This window comes from Sulfitobacter profundi (genome assembly GCF_042661425.1).
In the GTDB taxonomy this organism is placed as follows: Bacteria; Pseudomonadota; Alphaproteobacteria; order Rhodobacterales; family Rhodobacteraceae; genus Sulfitobacter; species Sulfitobacter profundi.
The window spans coordinates 2,506,713-2,520,558 of record NZ_JBHSWA010000001.1 but is presented as its reverse complement, the minus strand read 5'-3'; the positions used below and the strand labels follow the sequence as shown (position 1 = coordinate 2,520,558).

At 62.9% G+C, this 13,846-nt stretch carries 14 protein-coding genes and 1 pseudogene; 5 read left to right on the top strand and 10 right to left on the bottom strand.

All coding sequences use genetic code 11. The features are described from left to right. Positions 1-12: 12 nt before the first annotated feature. Complete coding sequence (locus tag ACFQAU_RS13195; RefSeq protein WP_132444445.1) at positions 13-708, bottom strand: FG-GAP repeat domain-containing protein; 696 nt, start codon at positions 706-708, stop codon at positions 13-15. After that, complete coding sequence (locus ACFQAU_RS13190) at positions 708-1,031, bottom strand: 2Fe-2S iron-sulfur cluster-binding protein (protein WP_067625538.1); 324 nt, start codon at positions 1,029-1,031, stop codon at positions 708-710. The genes ACFQAU_RS13195 and ACFQAU_RS13190 overlap by 1 nt, the downstream gene beginning before the upstream one ends. A 176-nt stretch (positions 1,032-1,207) precedes the next feature. Here ACFQAU_RS13190 and ACFQAU_RS13185 point away from each other — a divergent pair, with 176 nt between their 5' ends. Further along, positions 1,208-1,759: a peptidoglycan-binding domain-containing protein gene (locus tag ACFQAU_RS13185; protein ID WP_132444444.1), complete on the top strand. Its 552-nt coding sequence runs from the start codon at positions 1,208-1,210 to the stop codon at positions 1,757-1,759. Positions 1,760-1,813: 54 nt separating this feature from the next. On the opposite strand, the pseudogene ACFQAU_RS13180 reads toward ACFQAU_RS13185, so the two are convergent. The 7 genes and pseudogenes from ACFQAU_RS13180 to ACFQAU_RS13150 all read right to left on the bottom strand — a co-directional run bounded on the left by ACFQAU_RS13180 (position 1,814) and on the right by ACFQAU_RS13150 (position 8,636). Then, positions 1,814-3,240 (bottom strand): annotated as a pseudogene (locus ACFQAU_RS13180) (DegQ family serine endoprotease). Between the two features lie 253 nt (positions 3,241-3,493). Further along, positions 3,494-3,688 (bottom strand): DUF2065 domain-containing protein, encoded by a 195-nt coding sequence (locus tag ACFQAU_RS13175; protein ID WP_120351421.1) that lies wholly within the window; start codon positions 3,686-3,688, stop codon positions 3,494-3,496. After that, positions 3,685-4,800, bottom strand: coding sequence for a protease modulator HflC (hflC, locus tag ACFQAU_RS13170; protein WP_067916329.1), 1,116 nt, complete (start codon positions 4,798-4,800; stop codon positions 3,685-3,687). The genes ACFQAU_RS13175 and hflC overlap by 4 nt, the downstream gene beginning before the upstream one ends. Beyond that, on the bottom strand, positions 4,800-5,882 hold the full coding sequence (hflK, locus tag ACFQAU_RS13165; protein ID WP_067624537.1) for an FtsH protease activity modulator HflK: 1,083 nt from the start codon (positions 5,880-5,882) through the stop codon (positions 4,800-4,802). Before hflK ends, hflC begins: the two co-directional genes overlap by 1 nt. A gap of 217 nt (positions 5,883-6,099) precedes the next feature. Next, complete coding sequence (gene gorA, locus ACFQAU_RS13160; protein WP_132444442.1) at positions 6,100-7,479, bottom strand: glutathione-disulfide reductase; 1,380 nt, start codon at positions 7,477-7,479, stop codon at positions 6,100-6,102. A gap of 118 nt (positions 7,480-7,597) precedes the next feature. Next, complete coding sequence (gene rpiA, locus ACFQAU_RS13155; RefSeq protein ID WP_120351423.1) at positions 7,598-8,386, bottom strand: ribose-5-phosphate isomerase RpiA; 789 nt, start codon at positions 8,384-8,386, stop codon at positions 7,598-7,600. 13 nt (positions 8,387-8,399) lie between these two features. After that, complete coding sequence (locus ACFQAU_RS13150) at positions 8,400-8,636, bottom strand: hypothetical protein (RefSeq protein WP_120351424.1); 237 nt, start codon at positions 8,634-8,636, stop codon at positions 8,400-8,402. 3 nt (positions 8,637-8,639) lie between these two features. On the opposite strand from ACFQAU_RS13150, the gene ACFQAU_RS13145 reads away from it, so the two are divergent. Together ACFQAU_RS13145 and ACFQAU_RS13140 are read left to right on the top strand one after the other, a co-directional pair. After that, positions 8,640-10,013 (top strand): L-serine ammonia-lyase, encoded by a 1,374-nt coding sequence (locus ACFQAU_RS13145; protein ID WP_132444441.1) that lies wholly within the window; start codon positions 8,640-8,642, stop codon positions 10,011-10,013. Between the two features lie 94 nt (positions 10,014-10,107). Beyond that, complete coding sequence (locus ACFQAU_RS13140) at positions 10,108-11,019, top strand: pirin family protein (RefSeq protein ID WP_132444440.1); 912 nt, start codon at positions 10,108-10,110, stop codon at positions 11,017-11,019. A 19-nt stretch (positions 11,020-11,038) separates the two neighbouring features. On the opposite strand, the gene ACFQAU_RS13135 is transcribed toward ACFQAU_RS13140, so the two are convergent. Beyond that, positions 11,039-11,623: a TetR/AcrR family transcriptional regulator gene (locus ACFQAU_RS13135; protein ID WP_120351427.1), complete on the bottom strand. Its 585-nt coding sequence runs from the start codon at positions 11,621-11,623 to the stop codon at positions 11,039-11,041. Positions 11,624-11,707: 84 nt separating this feature from the next. On the opposite strand from ACFQAU_RS13135, the gene ACFQAU_RS13130 reads away from it, so the two are divergent. Next, the gene (locus ACFQAU_RS13130) at positions 11,708-12,067 is read left to right on the top strand and encodes a hypothetical protein (protein WP_206054294.1); all 360 of its coding nucleotides are present in this window, start codon (positions 11,708-11,710) and stop codon (positions 12,065-12,067) included. A gap of 116 nt (positions 12,068-12,183) precedes the next feature. Continuing rightward, a complete protein-coding gene (locus tag ACFQAU_RS13125; RefSeq protein WP_120351428.1) occupies positions 12,184-13,470 on the top strand; it encodes a homoserine dehydrogenase in 1,287 nt (428 codons plus the stop codon). Positions 13,471-13,846: the final 376 nt, after the last annotated feature.

Sequence of the window (13,846 nt, the reverse complement as noted above, 5' to 3'; positions counted from 1 at the left end):
GCCCCAGCACCCTCACTCACAGGTAAGTGCCGCGGCAAAGCTGTCGGCCCCCGCGAAGGGGCCGATGTCGCGACGCGCAAGCTGCCCGTCCTTCAGGGTCACCCCGACCACGCGCTGCCAATCGGCATCCGCCAGCACCATCTCTGGCCCGGCACCGCAATCGCGCAGACCGCCCGAGATGAAGGACTCTCCGATTCGATGGTTGGTCAGCCCCGGCATCTGAGCCACCTCGCTCAGGTCCCCATCCGCAAAACGCCAGACCCGCAGCACCCGCGCCAGATGCGGGCGGTCGACATAGGCGATCTCAACCGCGCCGTCACCGTCGAGATCAGCGGCGCCTATGGGGGCAAGCCAGCGGTTGCTTTGGCCGATATGCGGGGTCTCAGCAATCTTGCCCTCGGGGCCGTAGATCGCCAACGCCGCACCGCGGTTCACGTCGGTCTCAATCACAAGCACTTCGGGCGCGCCATCGCCCGTTACATCGACCAGCCGCGGGGCGATATCTTCGAAAACATGGTCGCGGGGCAGATTGAAACGCCGCGCGCTTCCGTCCGCCAAAGACACCTGTAGCCCGCCCCATTCCAGCGCGTCGCCGAGAATGCCATGGGCGTAGCGCCCGGTGGGCGAGATATAGCGCGCGGCGGTGATCGTCTCCGCCGCGGCGCTGGTTGCGATCAGCGCAAGCAATGCCGCGCCGACCGCCCGCATCAGATTTGCTTTTCCGGCATCTGCACGCGCAGACCGTCCAGCGCATCGGTAACCTTGATCTGGCAGGTCAGACGCGACCGCGCGGGGTCAGGCTCGAAGGCGAAGTCGAGCATGTCTTCTTCCATGTCGTCCATCGGGGTCAGTTTCTCTGTCCACGCCGGATCGACATAGACGTGGCAGGTGGAACAAGCGCAGGCCCCGCCACAGTCGGCTTCGATGCCGGGAATGTTATTGTCCCGCGCGCCTTCCATGACCGTGAGACCATTGGCCACCTCGACCACATGTTCGGTGCCGGAATGTTCGACATAGGTGATTTTGGCCATGATGATGCCCTTTCGTCCTAAAAGTTCGGCCTTGTTTAGCGGGCTATGGCAGCCGGTTCCAGCCCCCTTTTCATGAGTTCGCCCACGCATGCCCCCGCCGATGACATTGCGGTGGGCAAGGTCCGCGCATCCCGCTAGTCTGCGCGCAAACAACAGGCGAGCCCCGCGATTCCGGCATGACACAGCCCCCTCCCCTCCGGTCCAAATTGCAGCGCGCGGCCTTGCTGCTGCTCGTCGCCGGTATCGCGGGCTGCGAGACGGCGGCACCGGCCACCCCGCGCCCTGAGCCGGGGGTGCTGGAAGCCACCCGCAACGGCCCCGCAGGCGCGCCGGAGGGAAGTTGCTGGGGCCGCACGGTCAGCCCCGCGGTAATCGAGACGGTGACCGAACAGGTCGAAGTCACCCCGGCCAAAATGAACGCCGATGGCAGCATCGCCAAACCGCCCGTCTACAAGACAGAGACCCGCCAAGAGATCGTGCGCGCACGGATAGACAACTGGTTCGAGACCCCCTGCCCGGATGTGCTGACGCCAGAGTTCAACAGCACCCTGCAACGGGCGCTGCAGGCACGCGGGTTTTACGCCGGGCCGATCACCGGTGAGATGGACAGGGCGACACGGCTCGCCGTGCGGCGCTATCAGGCCAAACAGGGCCCGAACAGCGAGGTGCTGTCGCTTACCACCGCCCGTGCGCTTGGGCTTGTCGCGGTGCCCCGGCAGGGCGGCTGATCCCCCAACGAAAAAGGGCGCCCGGAGGCGCCCTTTCCAAACCACGGTAGCGGATCACTCCGCCAGCGACAGCGCGACAAATCGCGGGTCGCCGCCACGGCGCACCAGCAGCAGCAGAGACTTGCGGCCAGCCTCTTTCGCTGCAGTGATCCGCGCTTCCAGATCAGCGATGCTCGTCACCTGTTCCTGCCCCGCTTCGGTGATGATGTCACCCATGCGCAGGCCCTTCTCAAAGGCCTCCGACGTTTGATCCACATCCGTCACGGCAAGACCGCTCATATCGTCATCGGCCCCCAGTTCGGCGCGCAGATCGTCGGTCAACGGCATCAGGGTCAGGCCCATCAGCATGGTCGACTGCGGCTCTGCCTCGGTGCCGTCATCGGCGTTTTCGTCCATTGCCGCAGGAACCGCGCCATCCGCATCTTCGCGGCGGCCCAGCACAACTTTGATGGTCTGGGTCTTGCCATCGCGCAGCACGGTCACGCGGACCGTCGCGCCCACGGGGCTGTTGCCCACCTGACGCACCAGACCGCGGGTATCGACGACTTCGACGCCATCGAACGATTTGATCACGTCACCGGTCTTGAGCCCTGCTTCCTCGCCGGGCCTTCCGGCACGTCTGTGATCAAGGCCCCAACGGCTTTCTTGAGGCCCATAGCGTCGGCTACATCGTCGGTCACGTCCTGAATGCGCACACCCAGCCAGCCGCGGCGGGTCTCACCGAATTCCTGCAACTGGTCGATCACGCGGGTGACCACATTCGAGGCCATCGAAAAGCCGATCCCGATGGAGCCGCCATTGGGCGACAGGATCGCGGTGTTCACGCCGATCACCTCGCCATCCATATTGAACAGCGGCCCGCCCGAGTTGCCCCGGTTGATCGCAGCATCAGTCTGAATGTAGTCGTCATAGGTGCCCGAGAGCGCCCGGTTGCGGGCCGAGACGATACCCGCAGAGACCGAAAAGCCCTGCCCCAGCGGGTTGCCCATGGCGATCACCCAGTCCCCGACACGCGCGGCATTGCTGTCGCCGAAAGAGACGAAGGGCAACGGCTGGCTGGCTTCGACCTTCAGCAGCGCAATGTCGGTCTTGGGGTCGGTGCCGATCACCTTGGCGACCAGTTCCTCGCCCGAGAAAAATTCGATCGTGATCTCATCGGCACTTTCGATCACGTGGTTGTTGGTCACCACATAGCCATCTTCGGAAATCACAAAGCCCGAGCCAAGCGCCGAGGAACGGCGCGGGCGGTTGCCCTCGCCGTCGTTGTTGCGGTCCTGGAACTCGCGAAAGAAGTCTTCGAAAGGCGAGCCTTCGGGAACGATGCCCTGCGGCCCGGTGCGGCCCTCAACCGTGGTCGATGTGGTGATATTCACCACCGAGGGGCTGATCTTTTCCGCGAGCGGGGCGAGGCTTTCAGGTTTGGCCAGCGCCATGCTGGCTTGCAGGATCAAGAGGGTCAGCGCCATCACCCCCATTGCCATCGCTCGCATCCATTGGGTGTGTTGTGCTGTTTTGGACAGGGAAACCGCCTTGGCCTGCATTCATCGTCTCCTGATTGTTCCTGTTGTTGCCAACGTGGGCAGAGTGCATTCCGAAAGGACGCGCTGCAACAGCAAAGATGGGGCCGATCACGTGCATTTCAACGGGCACGCGGCTGTTGATTTATGGCTCGGGCCTCTGTGCCTTGGCAGAATGGCGGCGAAACCGAACGTCCTTCGGCCCCTGATCCGGCCTTTAGACGCCCAATTGAAACGCCAGCCAGACAAGTATCAATCCGGCGACCACCACCAGTGCGCCGAGTTGGCGCAGCGCCGCCTCAGGGATGCGGCGGAGCATTTCCAGCATCTGCTCCAAAAACGAAGGGGCCAGTGCGTACACCAGCCCCTCGAATATCAGCACCGACCCTAGAGCCAGTAGAACAAGGCTCATTCGTCGAGCGCGGCTGGCTGGTCGGCCTCCGCGTCCGGCGCGACAGGTGCAGGCGCTACAGGCTCAGGCGTGGCGGGGGCCGCAGGGGCGGCCTCCTCCTGCGTGTCGTCGGCAGCAGCGCTATCGTCCGCTGGCGCAGGTTCCGCCGCCGGCGCATCGGTTTGCGGTGCCTCGGCTGGCGTCTGGACCTGTGCCTCGGCCGCTGTCTGCGGCGGTGCGTTCGCATCGACAGTGGTCGAAGGATTGCGGTCCGAGCGCAGGTAGTTGAAGAACTCGCTGTCCGGCGACATCACCATGGTCGAGTTCTCGCCCCGCAGGGCCTGCTCATAGGCGGTCAACGACCGGTAGAATTCAAAGAACTCCTGATCCTGACCATAAGACTGCGCGAAGATTTTGTTTCGCTGAGCGTCCGCCTCACCTTCGATGATCCGTGCGTCCCGACGCGCCTCCGACAAGATCTCTTCATAGGTCCGGTCAGCAAGGGCGATCACACGCTGCGCGGCCTCGCGGCCACGGGCGCGTTCATCGGTGGCTTCACGCTCACGTTCGGCGATCATCCGCTGCAGGGTCGCATCAAAGTTCTGCTCTGGCAGGTTGGTCTGACGCAGACGCACATCAACGACCTTGAGGCCAAGCGCCTGTGCACGGGCATCTGCGCGGACACGAATTTGCTCCATCAGGTCCGACCGCTCGGGCGACAGGATCGTGTTGGAGGTCACGCCTTGCGAACCCAAAACGGCACGGATCTGGCTTTCCATGATGCCGCCCATTTCGCTTTCGGCCTGACGTTCACCGCCCGCACCCAAAGCTTGGCGGTACTGGACCATGTCGTCGATCCGGTAGAGCACGAAGGCATCGATTTCCAGACGACGGTCATCGGCGGGGGTAACTTCGATCACCGGGGTTTCCAGCGACAGAATGCGGTCTTCGTAGCGCACGACCTCATCCAAGAAGGGCACTTTGAAGCCGATGCCCGGCTCGTTGCGAACCTGTTTGATCTGGCCAAAACGCAGCACCAGCGCTTTTTCGCGCTCGTCCACGACGAAGACAGCCGAAAGGACACCCACGATGGCGATCACCAAGATGGGAATGATAAGACTTGTTTTCCGCATCAGTTCGACCCTCCGCCGCGCCGCAATTCATTGAGTGGCAGATAGGGAACGACGCCCTGCCCGCCTTGGCCGCTGCCGTTTTCGAGGATGATTTTATCCACGTCGCCCAGCACCTTTTCCATGGTCTCAAGGTACAGACGCTTGCGCGTCACGTCGGGCGCGTTGCGGTATTCTTCCAAGACGGCCTCAAAACGGCTGGCTTCACCCACAGCGTCGTTCACCACACGGGCGCGATAGCCTTCGGAGGCTTCCAAAAGCTGCGCGGATTCACCGCGGGCTTCGGCGGTGCGGCGGTTGGCATAGGCATCGGCCTGACGCTCTACCCGGTCACGCTCCTGCTCGGCCGCTTGCACGTCGCGGAAAGCGTCGACGACCGATTGTGTGGTCGTGTTGCCATTGGCATCGGTGACCTGCACGGTCTGGCTGGGCGGGTCGACCTTGTTCACGTTGACACGCAGCACGTTGATGCCGGTCTTGCGGTTATCAAGCGTGGTTTGGATCAACTCTTTCACCCGATCTGCAACGGCACCACGGTCCCGGTTGAGGATCGGCGCGAGTTCGGACTGGGCGATAACTTCGCGCATCGCGGATTCGGAAATCGCACGCACGGAGGCTTCGGGATCGCGCAGCGAGAATTTGAAATCGCGCGCGTTCTTGATGTTCCAGACCACCTGAAAGTCGATGTCGACGATGTTTTCATCGGTGGTCAGCATCAGGCCTTCGTTGCCGCCCGTGCCGCGCCGCACACCAAGTTCTTCGGTGCGGTTGGTGGTGACGTCAAAAACCTCTGCCGTGACCAGCGGCCATGGGGCAAAGTTCAAACCCTCGGTGCCAATGCCGGAAAATTCGCCCAAGAACAGTTCGATCGACTGCTGTTCGGGCCGCACGGTATAAAAGCTGGCAAAACCCCAAAGCGCCACGCCGGCCAAAAGGGCAATACCAATGGTCGAGCGGGTCACGCCCGGCCCGCCAGAGCCGCGGCCACCGCCGCCGGTGCCATTGCCCCGGTCGCCACCACGGCCGCCCATCAGGACACGCAGCTGCTCTTGGCCCTTGCGCACCAGATCGTCGATCTCGGGCATCTGGGGGCGATCACCGCCCTGCCCGCGTGGACCCTGCGGCCCGTCGTTGCGTCCCCCGTTGCCGCGGTCACCATTGGTACCCCGGTCTCCGCCGTTGCCCCGGTTGCCGCCTCCGCCGCCCCCCAGGGGCCTTGCGAATTTCCTGCCATTGATATGTTCCCCTCTCGGCCGCCCATGCGGCCTATCGTTCCAAAAATTGTACGCTTTCGCGCGATATTCAAGCCGTGCGGGTCGGATTACGCATCGTCACCAGCTCTTCGGACATGGTTGGGTGTACCGCGCAGGTGGCGTCAAACTGCTCTTTCGTGGCCCCCATCTTGACCGCGATGCCGACCATCTGGATCAACTCGCCCGCATTTGGTGCGACGATATGACAGCCCAGCACGACCCGCGTATCGGCGCAGACGATGAGCTTCATCAGCACCCGGTCGGCCTTGCCCGCGAAGGCCCCCTGCATCGGTTTGAAGGAGGTCGCATAGACCTCAATCGGTCCTTTGTCGCGGGCGTCTTCCTCGCTTAGCCCCACGGTGCCCATTTCGGGCTGCGTGAAGATCGCCGAGGGCACCAGATCGTGATCGACCTGCGTCGGGTTGCCGCCAAAGACGGTTTCGACAAAGGCCATGCCTTCGCGGATCGCCACGGGCGTAAGGTTGATCCGGTTGGTCACGTCGCCGATGGCATAGACCGAGGGCACGGCGGTCTGGCTGTACTCATCCACTTCGATCGCACCGCTGCGGCCCAGTTTCACGCCCAGTTCTTCCAGCCCCATGTCGTCGCTGTTGGGGCGGCGGCCAGTGGCAAAGAGCACTTGGTCGAACATCTTTTCGGTGCCGTTGGTCGGCTTGACCTTCATCGGGCCGCTGCCGTCTTCGTGGCTGGGCGACATTTCCAGAATGTTGGTGCCAAGATGCAGGTCGATCCCCTTTTCCTGCATCATCTCGGCCACCATGCCGCGGGCTTCGTCGTCAAAGCCGCGCAGGATCTGCGCACCGCGGTAGTATTGCGTCACCTCGACACCCAAGCCGTTGAGGATACAGGCGAATTCACAGGCGATATAGCCGCCGCCGATAATCAGGATCGACTTGGGCAGCTTCTCAAGGTGGAACAGATCGTCGGAGACCAGACCCAGTTCCGCATTCTCGATCTCGGGGCGCACGGGGCGACCGCCGCTGGCGATGAGGATATGTTTGGCGGTCTTCTCGGTCCCGTCGGAAAGGGCGACGGTATGGGCGTCTTTGATCCGCGCGCGGGCGTCGAAGGTATCGACGCCAGAGTTCTTCAAGAGCTTGCGATAAACGCCTTCAAGGCGGTCCAACTCTGTGTTCAGGCGGCTTTTGAAGTCATGCCAATCGAAGGGCCCGGCCTTGAGATCCCAGCCAAAGCATTTCGCCTCATCCACCACATCGGCATAGCCCGAGGCAAAGACCATCAGCTTTTTGGGCACACAGCCCCGGATCACACAGGTGCCGCCATAGCGGTCTTCTTCGGCCAGTCCGACCTTGGCGTCATGCTCGCCCGCCGCGACACGCGCCGCGCGCACACCGCCCGAGCCGCCACCGATGACAAACAGGTCGTAGTCGAATTCATTCTTGGCCATTTGGCGCCTCTCTTAGTCGTTTTTGGTATTGCACGGGATCGCGCATATTTTTTGGTATTGCGCGGGATCGCGCATATTTTGGTCTTGCGCGGGATCGCGCGTGGATCGCTCTTGGGCGTTAATCGCTGAGGTCGGAAAACAGGTTGTCGGTCTCGACGAATTCCAGCCGGTCGGTCGCCACGGTGCCTTCATTTATGTCGCGCACCTCAACCCTGCCATCCCCGTAGCCGATCACAACCGCGTCACAGATATCTATGAACAGGCCGTTTTCCACCACGCCGGGCATCTGGTTCAGCACCAGCGCTAGTTGCCGCGCGTTGCCGATGCGCCCCAGCCGCAGGTCTAGAATATAGTTCCCTTCGTCGGTGATGAAAGGCACCTCGCCGTTCATCCGCAGGGTCGAGTTGCGGCCAAGCACATCCATCGAGATCAGCGTCTCTTCGACCAGCGCCTGCGTGGTCTGCCAGCCAAAGGGAATCACCTCGATCGGCAGGGGGAATGCCCCCAGATGATGCACCTCTTTGCCGATATCGGCGATCACCACCATCTGGTCACTGGCCGTCGCTACGATCTTTTCTTGCAGCAACGCGCCGCCGCCGCCTTTGATGAGGTTCAGCTCTGCGTCGAACTCATCCGCGCCGTCAATCGTCAGGTCGAGCCATTTCGCCTCATCGAGCGAGATCACCTCGATCCCCACCTCCCGCGCCAGTTGCGCCGTGCGCGAGGAGGTCGGCACGCCTTTGATCCGCAGCCCATCTTCGCGCACCAACTCGCCCAGACAGCGCACCAGCCACGCCGCCGTCGATCCGGTGCCAAGGCCCACGCGCATCCCATCTTCCACGAACTCACAGGCCCGTTTCGCGGCCACGAATTTGGCCTTGTCGATCGGTGATAGGTCTCCGGACATCGGGTGCTCCCTCTCAGGCGTTTGCCGCGTTATAGGGCGAATTGGCATAGGGTGCGAGGGGCAAGTCGGCGGTTTTTGGACGCACGGCAATGCGACAGGACGGCCAGAGCGCGCGCCCTGTCGCTTTCAGCGCGCCAAGCGGCGGCAGGAAATGGTTGGATCGGCCCACACCGCTTGCAATGCGCCAAAGGTCTGGGCGATACCCGTTCCACCGCGCCCCGACACCCGCAACCATAAAAGGGTCCGCCACCTGATGTTTCTTTCCGTCTTCGACATGTTCAAAGTGGGCATTGGCCCTTCGTCTTCGCATACCATGGGGCCGATGGTGGCGGCGGGGCGTTTCCTTGACCAGATGCGCGCCTCGCCTTTCCAATTCGCCGGGCTGCGCGCGTCGCTCCACGGCAGTCTGGCCTTTACCGGGGTGGGCCATGCCACCGACCGCGCCACGATCCTCGGCCTCGCCGGATTCACGCCCGAAGACTATGACGCCGAAGCCGCCGAGAAGACGCTGGACAAGATCAAGCAGACCCGGCGCATCAGCGTCGAGGGGCTGCCCGAACTGCGCTTCGACCCCGAGCACGACATGATCTTCGACTACGACACCAAGCTTGCAGGCCACGCCAATGGCATGATGCTGATGGCCACCGACGCCCAAGGCGACGTTGCCTTGCGCGAAACCTATTATTCCATCGGCGGCGGCTTCGTGATGACCGAAAAGGAACTGGCCGCAGGCAAGGACACGAATGAAGGCGCGCCGGTGCCCTTCCCCTTTAAGTCCGCCGCCGAAATGCTTGAGATGTCGACGAAATCCGGCAAGACTATCGCAGGTATGAAACGCGCCAACGAAGAGGCGCGTGGCGGGGCCGAGAACCTGCGCGCGGGCAGCAAACGGCTTTGGCAGGTGATGCGCGATTGTATCGACCGGGGGCTGACGACCGATGGCACCCTGCCCGGCGGCCTTCAGGTGAAACGCCGCGCCAAGGGCATCCATGACGCGCTGATCGCCGAGCGTGGGCAGAACCAATCCGCGCCGCATACGATCAACGACTGGATGAGCGTCTATGCCATGGCGGTGAACGAGGAAAACGCGGCGGGCGGTCAGGTCGTCACCGCGCCCACGAACGGCGCGGCAGGCGTGATGCCCGCGACATTACGCTATTATCTCGACCATGTGCCCGGCGCGTCTGAGGCGCATATCGAAGACTTCCTGCTCACCGCCGCCGCGATTGGCGGGCTGGTCAAATACAACGCCTCAATCTCAGGCGCCGAGGCAGGCTGTCAGGCCGAGGTCGGCAGCGCCGCTGCCATGTCCGCCGCCGGGCTCTGCGCCGTGATGGGCGGCACGCCGCCGCAAATTGAAAACGCTGCCGAAATCGCGCTGGAGCATCACCTCGGCATGACCTGCGACCCCGTCAAAGGGCTGGTTCAAGTGCCTTGTATTGAACGTAACGGGCTGGGCGCGATCAAGGCGGTATCGGCGGCCTCATTGGCGCTGCGCGGCGACGGCACGCATCTGGTGCCGCTGGACGCCTGTATCGAAACCATGCGCCAAACCGGCGCGGACATGAGCGAGAAATACAAGGAAACCTCGCTCGGCGGATTGGCTGTCAATGTGCCAAATTGTTGAAGCTGCGCAAATTTGCACAGGGCCCGTTCGCCGGGGCCAATTGTTGAGGGCACTGCCACCGCCTATCTTCTAAGCAACCGCAAAGGAGAGCATCATGTCCCTCAGACCCACATTGGAAACCCGCCGCGCCACGCCCACAATGGAAGGCGCAGGCGTCAAATTGCACCGCGCCTTCGGCTTCCACGACCCGTCGGAGCTGGACCCCTTTCTGCTGTTCGACGACTTCCGCAACGACCGGCCCGAAGACTTTGAAAAGGGCTTCCCTTGGCACCCCCACCGCGGGATCGAGACGATCACCTATGTGCTCGAAGGCACCGTGGAACACGCGGATTCGCTGGGTAACACCGGCGATCTGAACGCGGGCGACGTGCAATGGATGACCGCAGGCTCGGGCATCTTGCACCAAGAAATGCCGCGCGGGAATGCCGCCGGGCAGATGCATGGCTTCCAGCTTTGGGGGAACCTGCCGTCAGCCCAGAAGATGACCGCGCCGCGTTATCAGGATATGAAGTCCAGCGATATCCCAGTGGTGACCGACGACGACGGCACGCGGGTGAAAGTCATCACCGGCGAGTTCTGGGGCAAACGCGGCCCCGTCGATGGCATCGCGGCTGACCCGCAGTATTTGGATGTTTTCGTGCCCGCAGGGGTCAAGAAGACCTTTAAGATCGACACCTACCGCCGGGCCTTCGCCTATGTCTTTCAAGGCGCGGGCGCTTTCGCCGATGCCTCTGCCCCCTCGGGCGTGTTGCTTGAGAAAGAGGTCGCCGGTGAGGAGGTCAACATCCGCGACATGTCGGGCGACCGGACGCTGATCCGTTTCGGCTCCGGGGATGAGGTGACGGTTCAGGCTGGCGAGGAAGGTGTGCGCTTTCTTCTCATCTCTGGCGCGCCGATTGAAGAGCCAGTCGCGTGGCATGGGCCGATTGTGATGAATACCCGCGCCGAGTTGCAGCAGGCAATGCGCGATCTGAACAACGGGACTTTCATCCGCCCCGCGCATTGAACCGAAGGGCCGTGGCCGCTTAGGCGGTCACGGCCTTGCGCACCATATCCCAATATTGCGCGACAACCTCGTCCAGCGACAGCCGCCCGCCCGCGCGGTACCAAGTATTCACGCCCGTCAGCATCGCGATGATCGCCAGCGTCACGATCTTGGTGTCGGCGACGGCGAAATCGCCGTTGGCAACTCCGGCTCGCAGGATCGCTTCGAGGCGGTCTTCGTAGTCGCGGCGCAAACGCTCGATCACGGCGAAATTCTCCTCCGTCAGATTGCGCAATTCCATGTAGGCGATGAAAACCTCATCAGGCCGATCCGCGTGAAAGCGGATGTGGAAGGCCACGAAGTCCTGCAACTGCTGCAGTGCAGAGCGGTCTGCATTGTTGGGCGTTTCGGCCAGCAGGTCGGTCATATGCGCCCGCATCAGGTCGAACAGAAGGCTTTGTTTATCGGGCGTGTAGTTATAAAGCGCCCCGGCCTGAACGCCGACCTCAGCAGCAATCGCGCGCATCGACACGGCTGCATAGCCGCCCCGTGCAAAAAGCCGCAGTGCAGCTGCGCGCACGCGCGGGCCGGTGATGTCAGAGTGTGAGCCTGTGGTTCTTGCCATGGCGGCAATTTAATGAACAAGCGTTCAAAAGCAAACCCCGCTTGCGCGAAGATCGCCGCTGGGGCAGAACGAGGCATGACTCTCATGCGCACGCCCCGCCCCCATTCGATCACCGCCCTGTTTCTGGGCGTCTCGCTGATTGCGGGCTGCACGCAGTTTCCCGAACTCGACCGCACGATTACCCCAGAGCTTGAGGCAGCGCCCTACCCCGATCTGGTGCCGATTGACCCGCTTTTGGCCAAGGCCACCGCCGGGCGCATCGACCCCGTTCGGACCGAAGCCGAACTTTCGGGGCGTGCCGCACAGCTTGAAGCCCGCGCCAGACGGATCGGGACGACAAGCACCAATGCCACGACCGCGACGCGGGTGGCGCGTCTGCGGGCAAAGGCCGCTGAGTTGCGGCGCGCACGTCAGGCCGCCGAAACCAGTGCAGAAGCTGAATAAACAGGCATGTCCGAGATGCGTATGCGCGTTGCACGCAGGCGCTGAACCCGCTACATCGCGGCTATGCCCGGCCCCATCCGCCGGGCCTTTCGGATCAGACCAGAAGGACCACCACCATGTCTAAACCGCTTCGCCTCGGGATTGCTGGATTGGGAACTGTGGGTGTGGGCGTGCTGCGCATTCTGCGCCAGCAGGCCGCCCTGCTAGAGGCCCGCACCGGCTGCGCGATGACGGTTTCTGCGGTCTCGGCCCGCACCCGCAACAAGGATCGCGGGCTGTCGCTTGCGTCTTATGACTGGGAAGACGATCCCGTCAAACTGGCGACCCGCGATGATGTCGATGTATTTGTCGAGCTCATGGGCGGCGCGGACGGCCCTGCCAAGGCCGCGACCGAAGCCGCACTGGCGGCGGGCAAACATGTGGTCACCGCGAACAAGGCGATGCTGGCGATGCACGGCCAAGCGCTAGCCGAACAGGCCGAAGGCGCAGGCGTGGCGCTGCGCTATGAGGCCGCCGTGGCGGGCGGCATCCCGGTCATCAAGACGCTGATGGAAGGGCTTGCTGGCAATGAGATCACCCGGATCATGGGGGTGATGAACGGCTCGTGCAATTACATCCTCACCCGGATGGAAGATTCTGGCAAAACCTATCAAGAGATTTTCGCCGAGGCCGATGGGCTGGGCTATCTCGAAGCCGATCCGCAGCTGGACGTGGGCGGCATTGACGCGGCGCATAAGCTGGCGATTCTGTCATCGATCGCATTTGGCACCAAAATCGACTTTGACGGCATACAGCTTGAGGGGATCGAGCGGGTCGCCATCGAAGACATCCGCGCCGCCGCCGACATGGGCTATAAGATCAAACTGCTGGGCGTGACCCAGAAAACCGGACGCGGACTGGAGCAGCGGATGATGCCCTGCCTCGTGCCGCAGACCTCGCCTTTGGGACAACTGGACGGCGGCACCAACATGGTGGTGATCGAAGGCGACGCGGTAGGGCAGATCGTGCTGCGCGGTGCCGGCGCGGGCGAAGGTCCAACGGCCAGCGCGGTGATGGCCGATGTCTGCGATATTGCGCGCGGGTTGCGCGGGCCGGTCTTTGGCCAGCCCGCCGAGACGTTAGAGCAAACCACCCCCGCCAGCAGCCAGCGCCCGGCCCCTTACTATCTGCGCATGGCGCTAGTCGACAAACCCGGTGCACTGGCGAAAATCGCCACGGTGTTGGGTGAAGCGGGCGTGAGCATCTACCGGATGCGCCAGTATGAACATTCCGACACTTCTGCCCCGGTTCTGATTGTGACCCATAAGACCAGCCGCAATGCGCTGGTTGAGGCGCTGGCGAATATGGACAAGACCGGCGTGCTGGCGGGTGAGCCGGTCGCGTTGCGGATCGAAGAGGTCTGAAGGTTTGCGTTGAGGGCCATCGCCTGCCCGCGGGTCGGCGATCTGACCGCGAATATTGCCACTTTATGGTGCAGCCAAGATGTACCTTCGCAAAGCAGCACCCAGCCCCACCAAATCGCCTACCCGTCTGGGCGGGCAGGCGATGGCCCGGCGCCTGCGGTTTGATTCCGGGCTTAGGTGGCATTTGGAGCCAAGCTCCGGCGTTTGCCAGCGGATCGGCAAACTGAAGGCAGCGACATGCCACTTTATGGCGCAGCCGTGATGTGCGCTCCGCGAGGGTGCACCCAACCTCATCAAATCGCCCACCCGGTCGCACCAAAGGTGCGCCCTTATAATACGGCACGCCTTTGGCGTGACGGCCCGGCGCCTGCGGCTT

Coding starts and splice junctions, on each gene's coding strand:
- ACFQAU_RS13195 (WP_132444445.1), bottom strand. CDS start 708: ATGCGGGCGGTCGGCGCGGCATTGCTTGCGCTGATCGCAACCAGCGCC.
- hflK (WP_067624537.1), bottom strand. CDS start 5,882: ATGCCCGAGATCGACGATCTGGTGCGCAAGGGCCAAGAGCAGCTGCGT.
- ACFQAU_RS13190 (WP_067625538.1), bottom strand. CDS start 1,031: ATGGCCAAAATCACCTATGTCGAACATTCCGGCACCGAACATGTGGTC.
- gorA (WP_132444442.1), bottom strand. CDS start 7,479: ATGGCCAAGAATGAATTCGACTACGACCTGTTTGTCATCGGTGGCGGC.
- ACFQAU_RS13135 (WP_120351427.1), bottom strand. CDS start 11,623: ATGGCAAGAACCACAGGCTCACACTCTGACATCACCGGCCCGCGCGTG.
- ACFQAU_RS13145 (WP_132444441.1), top strand. CDS start 8,640: ATGTTTCTTTCCGTCTTCGACATGTTCAAAGTGGGCATTGGCCCTTCG.
- ACFQAU_RS13175 (WP_120351421.1), bottom strand. CDS start 3,688: ATGAGCCTTGTTCTACTGGCTCTAGGGTCGGTGCTGATATTCGAGGGG.
- hflC (WP_067916329.1), bottom strand. CDS start 4,800: ATGCGGAAAACAAGTCTTATCATTCCCATCTTGGTGATCGCCATCGTG.
- ACFQAU_RS13130 (WP_206054294.1), top strand. CDS start 11,708: ATGCGCACGCCCCGCCCCCATTCGATCACCGCCCTGTTTCTGGGCGTC.
- ACFQAU_RS13125 (WP_120351428.1), top strand. CDS start 12,184: ATGTCTAAACCGCTTCGCCTCGGGATTGCTGGATTGGGAACTGTGGGT.
- ACFQAU_RS13140 (WP_132444440.1), top strand. CDS start 10,108: ATGTCCCTCAGACCCACATTGGAAACCCGCCGCGCCACGCCCACAATG.
- rpiA (WP_120351423.1), bottom strand. CDS start 8,386: ATGTCCGGAGACCTATCACCGATCGACAAGGCCAAATTCGTGGCCGCG.
- ACFQAU_RS13185 (WP_132444444.1), top strand. CDS start 1,208: ATGACACAGCCCCCTCCCCTCCGGTCCAAATTGCAGCGCGCGGCCTTG.